We start from the raw sequence: 9,736 nt of genomic DNA, 5'->3' as shown, positions 1-9,736 counted from the left end.
AATGCCGGGCTATGCGACCGGCGGCTTCTTTTTGCCATCTTTGGGTTCCTTTTGCTGGTCCCTATGACCAGCTCAGGCCCCGACCGTTCCACTTACCGACCTTGTCCGAAATTCCGGCGCCACCTCTCTGGTCCACCCGCCGTACTTTTGAAAGATATATCTATCGTCTCTTTATTCGCATGAAGGACGGGCAAGACCTCGTCATGAGCGATAACACGCCTTTGTCCGCCGGTGCCTCCGGTTCGCCGTCTCCGTCGTCCTCCCATTTCAGCAGCACGGCGCCACGGAGTTTCGCTCCGGGGGGCGCGCGGAGCGCATCACCGGTCCAGACCATGCCCGCGCACCCGCGCACGATGCCACTGACGCCGGTGTGCGACAGGTGGCGACTTTGCCGCGCCGGTTGCACCCGACGCCGAAGATTCATTGGCTACTGCCCCCGATGCTTCGTCGGCCGGTTCAACTACCGATTCGGCTGGTTCGCTGCTTCGCCGCCCAACGCCGGATCACCCGCCGCCGCGCTATTCGCCAGATCGGGGACCGCCGCCGCGGCCAAGGCGAGCTTGCCGCCGGGCTTCGGGGCGCGCAACCGGATTTCGAATCATTGTGGCCACCGCCGGCCGGCGCGGCGTCGCCGGCACCAGCACGTCCCTGCGTCGTAGCGACAGGCCATGGTCGGCGCTCGGCCGGATCATTGCGGCGCGCGTTCGGCGCGTGTTCGATCGTGCTGGCCTGCGAATTACGCAGCACACGCTGCGGACCGGCGTGTCCGCACGGATCTTGCATCCGGAACCCGGCGTGCTGGGGTTGCGTGGCAAGACTCTGCAGTATCTGGAGGAATCGATTGCGTGCTGTCTGATGTCGCGCGACGTCCTCGTGTTCATGATCCCGACCGTCGGGCACCAAGGGATGCTGCATCAGAGCAACATCCGGCAGCGCGACTACGGGCAGCATCTCAATGGGCTGCTGCAAGGCGGCGCGGACGGGTCGCCGCAAACCTACGCCGCATCGGACGCACGGCCGGAATGGCCGGGCGATCGCGCGCGCGACATGTACGAGCTCGAGTGCTGCACGAGTTCGTAGAGTCGGGCAAGCCGGTGCTCGGTGTGTGCCGCGGTTGTCAACTGATCAACGTCGCATTCGGCGGATCGCTGTATCAGGACATCGCGCCGACGTGCCGACCGCGAACGCGCACGTGAGTGAGCGCTACGGCCAGCACCGGTAAGCGATCCGCTTTCCGGAAGGCTCGACGCTGGCGAGCATGTTGCCGGGGCGCAGGGAAGTGATCGCGAACTCGATCCACCATCAGGCGATCCTCGAGCTCGGTCGCGATCTTAACATCGAGGACGTGTCGTCCGACGACGGGATCATCGAAGGAATCCGCTATCGGCGCGCGGCGTTCGTCGTCGGCGTGCAGTGGCACCCGGAGATCCACCGCGCAGGCGGCCACGAGTTGCTCGACTGCGCGCCGCTGCTCGATACGTTTTTGCGTGCGGCGCGCGATATGAGGCTGTGACGCCTGTGTGAGCTACCCGTCTCGAAGGCGCTGAAGGGTTGACGGGAATCGCAGCACCCTAGAGGGTGAACCCGGGGCGACGCTGCTTTTTACGATCTCCGGCTGTCTCCGACTCGACCGCCCGAGTCCGACGCAATCTTCCGGAAGGTAGTTGCTGCACGCCGCGCGATATATGACGTGTCATTGGTGTTGGCCGTGTGCACGTACGCGGGTGGCCCGGCCCGTCCTGCCGTGACGGCACCGCGCGGACAACGGCAGTGGCGTCGATACACTCCCCGGACCTCGGCGAAGAGTCGTTCGCAGAGTTGGTGCTTTAAGCAGGCGTCGGACTTGACGGCGTTGTCACATCCGGTACGGCTTCCCAGCGCAGGTCAATGCCCACAAAGTGACGCAGGCTGGTGGTGTCATACAGGGCCTCTTTGCAAGCGAGCTCGGCCAGATTGAAGCAGCGCTGCACGAAGAGAATCCACAGCATCGGCTCCGAACGAATCGGCGGACGACCCCGCGTTTCCGGTAATACAGTTCGACTACCGCGCACACAATTCGGCCCACGGAACGATCGTGTTCATCGTGTCAAGAAACTCGTTGCGTCGCGTGCGTTTGCGTCGGGTCTCGAACCCGCACTCAAGCATTTCCGCAGCTCCGCTGAGCGTACACCGAGCTCCATTGGGCTCGAAGGCGTCGCGGTAGCGGATGCATATAGTCGTGCTAGCATGCGTCCCGGTGTCAAAGGAGGAACCTCCATCCCTACGAGCAAAAGCGGCTCAGGGCGAAGTCTTCGATCCCGACCTGCGTGCGATCGCCTGTTACCAGATCGGCGAGCACAGCTCCTGCGGCCGGTCCAATGCCGAAGCCATGGCCTGAAAAGCCGGAACCGAGATAGAAACCCGGTATCCGCTCGATCTTCGAGATAACCGGCAGCGCATCGGGCGTGACGTCAATCATACCTGCCCACGTACGTGCAATCGTCGCATTGGCGAACGATGGAAAGGTCTGCTTCAGGCAATTCATTGCGTCGTTGAGCATGCCGTTGTTAGCCTCAGGATTGAGCACGCGGTACGATTCGAACGGCGTCGGCCCGTCAATGCTGAAGCGGCGCGGAATCTTCAGTTCATCAAAAAAGGGGCGTCCGAAACGGAGCCGCAGATACTTGCGCTCTTTGAGCCAGGCACGCAGGAATTTCGTGCTGAGGCGAATGCTGTCGGGGGTGAGATCGGCGACCGAGGCGCCGAGTTTCGACACTGTGTATCCGCCGTCGCAGCGCTTGCGGCATGTGAAGTCGCCCCCGTTGATCGCGACGTCCAGTTTAGCGTCGATAGGCGCGGTTTGCAGCACGGACGCATGAACCTTGAGTTGCGGAAAGTCAATTGCATGATTGCCGCAGAACAGCCGCGACCACGCACCGCCTGCCAAAACCACGTCGGCGCATTTCACGACGCCGTGCTCGGTCACGACAGCTGACACGCGACCGGCGGACATATCAATGCCGCGCACCGCACAGTGCTCGAAGATCGATGCACCGGTCGCGCGAGCGAGTTCGGCGATGCCCCGTGTGGCCATGGTGGGTTCGGCGACACCGTCGATCGCGCTATACAGCGCCCCCTCCCATGTGCGACTCGACTGCGGGAGAAACCTGGCGAGTTCGGCTCTGCCGAGAAGCCTGACGCGGACACCGCTGGCGCCGGACGCATCGATCCATTTGTGATGCAGAGCCATCTCCGACTCGTCCTTCGCAAGATATGCGAGTCCCGTCATCCGGTAGCCCACGTCGATTTGCGACTGGATTGACTGCCACAATTCGTTAGCGAGGACAGACAGTTGCAGTTCCTTAATGTCGCGTCCGATGGAGCGTACCCAGCCCCAATTGCGCGAAGACTGTTCGCAACCGATCGTGCCTTTTTCGAACACCGCGACGTCGACACCCTTGCGCGCCAGCGCGAGCGCGCAACTGATGCCAATAATTCCGCCGCCAATAATTGCGACAGAGACCTGCTTGGGCAAGTCGGGTTTCAATGTGATTTCTTGAATGGGCAGCATGTTAGCTCGGAGATATGTCAGTTGACGCGCTTTCGGCTGGCGATCAGGGCCACGAGCGCGAGAGTCGAAATCACTATCAGGTAATAGGCCGGCGACATGATGCTGCCCGTCAATTTCACGAGAAGGTTGGTCACGACAGGCGTGAGTCCGCCGAACAGCGTCATCGCGATTACGTAGGCGAGCGACGAGCCGGTGGTACGGCAGGACGTAGGAAACAGTTGTGAGAGCAACGAGCTGACCGGCGCGTAGTAGAAGCTGTAGAACACCAGTGAAAGAGTGCACTGGAATGCGATCAATGTTGCGGTGCTCGGTGCACGCGTGAGCATGTAAAAGAGCGGCAGGATCAGCATCATGCCGCACAGTAGTGCGGCACGCATCACCTTGACGGTGCCGAGCCGGTCCGCTGCGATGCCACCGATTATCGGGAACACGACGGATACGAGGCCGCTCAGAATCGATGACAAAAAGGCTGCGTCCTTGCTGACTCCCAGATTGTGAATTGCGAACGTCGGCATGTAGATGTTCATAAAGCTTGCGAGGCCGCCCGCGCCGGAAATGATCGCGCCCATGAGCACGCTTGACATATGTGATTGCGCCGTTTCGCGCAGCGGCTTGTGTGGTACCACGTCGCTCGCTTGCTCGAACGCGGCCGTCTCGTTCACTTTCCTGCGGATGTAGAGGCCAATCGGTCCGATCAGACAGCCAAAGGCGAATGGCAGACGCCAGCCCCAGGAATCGATCTGTTGCGGCGACAGATAGCGATTCACGCCGTAGGCGAAGAGCGAGGCCGCCAGTACGGCGAGGCCCGACGTCGACCATTGCAGGCTCCCGAAAAACCCCCTCCGCTTTGAATCCTGCTCGGTCAGAAATGAATTGGCTGCTCCAAATTCGCCCCCTGCCGAAAAGCCTTGCAGCAGGCGTCCCGTGACTAGAATTACCGGCGCGAATACGCCGATCTTGTCATACGTGGGCACAAGGGTGATCGAGGCGGTGCCGCACAACATCAGGAACGCCGTGAGGCTTAACGTGAAACGCCGGCCATGTTTGTCCGCGACGACGCCTAGAATAATCGCACCGACCGGACGGATGAGGAATGAGCTTGCGAAGGTTAGGAGACTGAGCAACAGCGCCGATTGTTCGTCACCGGTCGGAAAAAATAGCTTTGACACAGTAATCGCGAACATTGCGTACACGAGCAGATCGAACCATTCGAAGAAAGTGCCGAAGTTCGCGGCAATGACATCGCGCATCCTGCTGGTTATGGTTTTCGTGCAGATAATGGGGTCAAGGGTGTTGGCTCTGTTAGGCATCTTGTTTCCTTTGCAGTCGGTGCTGGCGACCAGCCCAACGGGTGTATCGCCGCGCGTCGTCGCGACAGCAGCGGCAGGGAGAGACATTCGCTTCTTGACATCTGCTGCCGGAATCGATGTCTTTCAGTTGCGGCCTTATTCGTTGCGCCGCCGGCCATGCATGAGCGGCATGATTAGGATGGTGGGCCGTCCACGTGAACGACACAATGCCGTCAAAAAAGGTCCGGTATTTGAAATTCGTATAGAGGGTTTCCCCTGATACATACAGACTTGACTCGGCACCTCATTGACTCGCCCATCGAGCATTCCCGCCACCGTCGATCTCCAATTCGGGGTCGAGAAGCGCGGCTATGGACCCGGACCGCCGGAAATACAAGGCCGCGTTCAGCGGCAGCACACCGCAGCCAGTCCGCCCTTGCACTCAAAGTAAGGGAATACCCTTATCCACTTTTCAAATAGTCGGCCGCTTTTGGCGACATTGTTTATCGGACGGTGAAGCGCGAATATTCACCCATACCGCCATGTTTCGGGCGGAACAGTCCACGAATGGGAGCGCTTGCAATGACCAAAGACGGTAAAATGAGGCTCGGCCTCTCGATGAGATATCTCGGCTATCACGTGGCCGCCTGGAGGCACCCGGACGTGCCTGCGGACGGCGCGCTCAGTTTCGAGTACTTCCTGAGCACGGCCCGCAAGGCGGAAGCAGCGCATCTCGACATGGTTTTCTTTGCTGACGGTCTTGGGATCCGCGCCAATGACAATCCGAAAGGATCTCTTGCGCGTGACATGCGGAATGCTGAGTTGGAACCGATCACCCTCCTCGCCGCACTGGGCGCGACGACGTCAAATATCGGCCTGGTGGCAACCGCCTCGACCACGTACAACGAACCATTCCACATCGCGCGTAAATACGCTTCGATCGATCACATCAGCGGTGGCCGCGCCGGATGGAATGTCGTCACATCATGGTCAGATGAGGAAGCTCAAAACTTCAACAGGAATGAGAACCTTGCTTATGAGGAGCGGTACGAACGAGCCGACGAGTTCGTCGACGTCGTCAAATCCCTTTGGCGAAGCTGGGAGGATGACGCGTTCGTTCGAGACAAGGAAAGCGGACTTTTCTACCACGAAGACAAGTTGCACGTTCCTGATCATAACGGCAAGCACTTCCAGGTGCGGGGTCCACTGAATTCGGCGCGCACACCACAGGGAGAACCGATCATCGTGCAGGCCGGAGCTTCCGAGGCCGGACGTGAACTTGCTGCTAGATGCGCGGATGTGGTTTACAGTAACTCGCACGACCTGAAGCATGCGCAAGATTACTACGGCGATCTTAAGGCGCGGCTTGCGAAGTATGGTCGCGAGCGGGAAGAGTTGTTAATCATGCCGGGCATTACACCGTTCGTAGGTAAGACCAGGCAAGAGGCGCAAGACAAGTTCGACCAGCTTCAGGAGCTTATCCACCCGCTGAGCGGTCTGGCCTCGCTCTATAACGCCCTGGGCGACCTGTCTGGGTATCCGCTTGACGGGCCGGTGCCGGACATCGGTGATCAGAAACTCAGGAGCATCGCATCAAACCTGTTGGAGATGGCTCGTGCCGAGAAACTCTCAATTCGGCAACTCTACCAACGCGTCGCATCGACTTTCTGGGTACGCCTCGCGATTGGAACTGCGAGCGACATCGTTGATGAGATGGAAGAGTGGTTCAAGAATGATGGCGCCGACGGCTTCAATTTTTGCCCGGCCATCCTTCCGGGCGGCATGGATGACATTAGTGATCTCCTCGTCCCGGAACTGCGTCGCCGCGGATTGTTCAGGGATCGCTATGAAGGACGAACTCTGCGCGAGAACCTTGGCCTCAAACCCAGCATCTTCAAGGTTGCGTGATCCGTCATAGTCCAGGCAGGTGATCAAATGAAAACCATTGATTCCAGAGCTAACTTCCAGCAGGCGATGTCGTTGTTCGCTGCCGGCGTTACAGTTATTACCGCAATGCACGACGCAAAGCCGGTCGGCCTCATCGCTACATCGGTATGCAGTCTATCCGACGACCCGCCGTCGGTCATCGTCTGCGTGAACAAGAGCGCTTCGTCCCACGACGCGATCCTGCGAGCGGGTGGTTTTGCCGTAAATCTGCTCTCGACAGCGCACTGCGGGGTCGTTGACACATTTCGCAAGACTAAAGGGCAAGCCCGCTTCACTGCCAACAAATGGGCATCTCTCGTGACCGGTGCACCGGTCCTGGCTGATGCAACGGTTGCATTGGACTGTGAAATCAGTGATCAGCATGACGGATTCACCCACTCCATCATCGTTGGAGTGATCAGAGAGATTGCATTTAATGAGACCGCTGATGCGGGATGCCTTCTGTGGCACGAACGCGGCTTTGCGCGGAGCGCACCTCTGACTATTTGACTGCGGACGCCGGTGCTTCAAGTCGAACGGATTGTCGGCCAGTGTAATCGCTCATCGTGACCGAATCTTTATTGAGTAGTGCCAGCCGCGAAGCACCAGGAAGGCCCGACCGTCCGAACACCATGGTCGGTACATCCTTGCGATGCTGGTCCGAAACATAGATGATGGCTGTTGAAAGTGGGCTATCAACTGGAAAACTATGAACATCCGGCAACTTGAAGCATTCCGCACGACTATGATGGTCGGCACTGTAAACGGTGCTGCGGACTTACTGCGGCTGTCTCAGCCATCGGTGAGTCGCTTGATCACCGAGCTCGAAAAGGAGCTCGGCGTGACATTGTTCAACCGCGCTGCTGGCAGGCTGGTGCCGACGCCTGAAGGAAGGATGATCCACGAGCAAGTAGAGAACACATTCCGTGCGTACCGAAGGATCGGGGAGCTTGCCGCTGATGTGAGGAAACTTCGCGTAGGCAGCGTCTCGATCGCATGCATGCCGGCCCTAGGAATAACTTTTTTGCCGGCGGTCATAGCCCGGTTTTGTGAAGCTCATCCAGACGTTGATATCTCATTGGATGTTCAAAGCTCCACGAAGGTGGAGGACTGGATTGCGACGGAAAGAATCGATCTTGGTCTTGCAGAAGTCCCTTACGACCGCGAGGACCTTTCAGTAGACGAATTCTGTAATGTTCCCTACTACGCCGTCATGAAGAAGGGGGACCAGCTCGCGGACAAGTCGATGCTTTCACCGACGGATTTCGAAGGGCGTACGTTTATTTCCACCACGGCGCACTATCAAGCCCGGCCGCATGTTGATCGCTTTTTCGAATCGCGAGACGTACACCGTGTCATGCGCATCGATACCTCGTTCTCCCACTCAACATGCGAGTTGGCCGCACTGGGAATGGGTGTCGGTTTTATCGATCCATTCAGTGTTCACGGATACCTTGATCGGGTCGATGTTCGCCTCGTAGACCCTTGCATTACCTTCAGGGTTGGACTGCTATACCCAAGGTGTCGCCCGTTGTCGAAAGTAGGGCGAACATTTGTTTCGTTTATGAAGGAGTGTCGTGACCGATGGTTCGCTGAGGTGGCCGGAGCTTGCAGACCTCCCGTATGACTCCGCAGAGACTCTTCTAACCGCGGGGTGGCACCGGCGGTGTCGATTGATTTCCTGAATAGGTTAAGTCTCGGGCGTGACTTTTGAGACATCCGTCTCAAATGTTGCGTCTATTTTGGTTTCGAATAGATCGTTATCGAGCTTTGGCTATGGCTATTCCAACGCTTCGCACACCTAGTTATCCAATCGATGCGCAGTTCGTCGAGCGCTGGTCACCTCGCGCCTTCACATTGGATCCTATCGATGAGCGTACCGTTCTCACTATTCTCGAAGCTGCTCGTTGGGCTCCTTCCTCTTATAACTCTCAGCCCTGGCGGTTTGTTTACGCCCGTTGGGACACGGATCACTGGGACTCGTTTCTTTCATTTTTGAATGACTTCAACCGCTCGTGGGCAGTCCGTGCCGCGGCGATCGTTGTGGTTATGTCAAAGCGGACATTTCGGATACCTGGAAAATATGAGGAACTATCGTTGCCTACGCATTCATTTGACGCCGGAGCTGCCTGGGCGTTTCTTGCGTTGCAAGCTAGCCTTATAGGGTGGAGCGCTCATGCTCTTGCAGGGATCAACAGCGACCACATCCGTAGCGAACTGAGCATTCCAGACGATTTTTCAATCGAAGCCTGCGTAGCAGTGGGCCGGGCTGGGGATGCTGCGCTACTTCAGCATTTTCTCCGAGCAGAGGAGGTGCCGAGTGACCGTCGACCACTGGTCGACATGGCGGCGGAAGGACGTTTTGTCGACGGAACATAACTGTTTTAGAAGCGCCATTTTCAACCATGCGTGCGGGCTCGTCGGGCCATGGGAGCTGGCGTGCGGCGGCGTGCAGACCAGGTGTCAGCAGCTAAGCACGAAGGTACCCGAAGGGCCCGCATGCGCCGTCTCTTACGCGTTGCCCTATGACACGAGCAACGTAACAGCGTTTTTTATTTGGAGAAGCTATGGAACAGTTGGATTTCGAACGGGTTTGTAAGATCGACCCGACTCGGCTGCAGGAGAATATGAGCTATCCCGCTGACGAAATGCTAATCACTGGTAAGCCGAAGAGAATCAGCCGTCCTTTAGTGGACTTTGAACCATCACGTTCGGGTGTCGGTTTCTGGGAGGCAGAGGTTGGCGCCTGGAAGTTCGTCTATCCATCAAACCGAAACGAGATCTTCCACGTCCTGGAGGGTACCTTCTCGCTCGAGAGCGAAACCACACCGCAGACTGAATTCTCTAACAGGCTGCTGAAGTACACCCGAGTTGAAGAGGCCCCGCTCCAATTACGCGACTCTCGTCGCAAGATTTTTCGCATTGTGCAGATTCAATGCGAATTCACCGTCCCTTTAAGCGTTTTGAGGCC

General features: G+C 58.1%; 7 protein-coding genes and 2 pseudogenes. 6 read left to right on the top strand and 3 right to left on the bottom strand.

Annotated features, from left to right (window positions below; translation table 11 throughout):
* Positions 1–422 precede the first annotated feature (422 nt).
* A pseudogene (locus tag AB3X89_RS37935) lies at positions 423–1,513 on the top strand (gamma-glutamyl-gamma-aminobutyrate hydrolase family protein).
* 278 nt (positions 1,514–1,791) lie between these two features.
* On the opposite strand, the pseudogene AB3X89_RS37930 reads toward AB3X89_RS37935, so the two are convergent.
* The 3 genes and pseudogenes from AB3X89_RS37930 to AB3X89_RS37920 all read right to left on the bottom strand — a co-directional run.
* Positions 1,792–2,145, bottom strand: a pseudogene (locus AB3X89_RS37930) (transposase); the annotation flags it as partial.
* A gap of 115 nt (positions 2,146–2,260) precedes the next feature.
* The gene (locus tag AB3X89_RS37925) at positions 2,261–3,550 is read right to left on the bottom strand and encodes an NAD(P)/FAD-dependent oxidoreductase (protein ID WP_368587771.1); all 1,290 of its coding nucleotides are present in this window, start codon (positions 3,548–3,550) and stop codon (positions 2,261–2,263) included.
* 17 nt (positions 3,551–3,567) lie between these two features.
* Positions 3,568–4,947 carry an MFS transporter gene (locus AB3X89_RS37920; RefSeq protein WP_368587770.1) on the bottom strand — a complete coding sequence of 460 codons (1,380 nt, stop codon included), beginning with the start codon at positions 4,945–4,947 and terminating at the stop codon, positions 3,568–3,570.
* Between the two features lie 474 nt (positions 4,948–5,421).
* Between AB3X89_RS37920 and AB3X89_RS37915 the strand changes: the two genes are divergently transcribed.
* The 5 genes from AB3X89_RS37915 to AB3X89_RS37895 form a co-directional block, all read left to right on the top strand.
* Positions 5,422–6,747 carry an LLM class flavin-dependent oxidoreductase gene (locus AB3X89_RS37915; RefSeq protein ID WP_368587769.1) on the top strand — a complete coding sequence of 442 codons (1,326 nt, stop codon included), beginning with the start codon at positions 5,422–5,424 and terminating at the stop codon, positions 6,745–6,747.
* Between the two features lie 27 nt (positions 6,748–6,774).
* Complete coding sequence (locus AB3X89_RS37910; RefSeq protein WP_368587768.1) at positions 6,775–7,275, top strand: flavin reductase family protein; 501 nt, start codon at positions 6,775–6,777, stop codon at positions 7,273–7,275.
* A gap of 199 nt (positions 7,276–7,474) precedes the next feature.
* Positions 7,475–8,392 (top strand): LysR substrate-binding domain-containing protein, encoded by a 918-nt coding sequence (locus tag AB3X89_RS37905; protein ID WP_368587767.1) that lies wholly within the window; start codon positions 7,475–7,477, stop codon positions 8,390–8,392.
* A gap of 149 nt (positions 8,393–8,541) precedes the next feature.
* Positions 8,542–9,144 (top strand): nitroreductase family protein, encoded by a 603-nt coding sequence (locus AB3X89_RS37900; protein WP_368587766.1) that lies wholly within the window; start codon positions 8,542–8,544, stop codon positions 9,142–9,144.
* A 188-nt stretch (positions 9,145–9,332) separates the two neighbouring features.
* A partial coding sequence (locus AB3X89_RS37895; RefSeq protein WP_368587765.1) for a hypothetical protein occupies positions 9,333–9,736 on the top strand: 404 nt, incomplete at its 3' end.

The organism is Paraburkholderia sp. BR14320 (assembly GCF_040948665.1).
Taxonomy (GTDB): Bacteria; Pseudomonadota; Gammaproteobacteria; order Burkholderiales; family Burkholderiaceae; genus Paraburkholderia; species Paraburkholderia youngii.
Note: the sequence above shows the minus strand (reverse complement) of the source record. Positions and strands in the feature narration are given on the sequence as shown.

What these genes read in the sequence shown, in the direction of transcription:
- AB3X89_RS37915 (WP_368587769.1), top strand. Translation starts at nt 5,422, where the DNA reads ATGACCAAAGACGGTAAAATGAGGCTCGGCCTCTCGATGAGATATCTC.
- AB3X89_RS37900 (WP_368587766.1), top strand. Translation starts at nt 8,542, where the DNA reads ATGGCTATTCCAACGCTTCGCACACCTAGTTATCCAATCGATGCGCAG.
- AB3X89_RS37905 (WP_368587767.1), top strand. Translation starts at nt 7,475, where the DNA reads ATGAACATCCGGCAACTTGAAGCATTCCGCACGACTATGATGGTCGGC.
- AB3X89_RS37925 (WP_368587771.1), bottom strand. Translation starts at nt 3,550, where the DNA reads ATGCTGCCCATTCAAGAAATCACATTGAAACCCGACTTGCCCAAGCAG.
- AB3X89_RS37910 (WP_368587768.1), top strand. Translation starts at nt 6,775, where the DNA reads ATGAAAACCATTGATTCCAGAGCTAACTTCCAGCAGGCGATGTCGTTG.
- AB3X89_RS37920 (WP_368587770.1), bottom strand. Translation starts at nt 4,947, where the DNA reads ATGTCTCTCCCTGCCGCTGCTGTCGCGACGACGCGCGGCGATACACCC.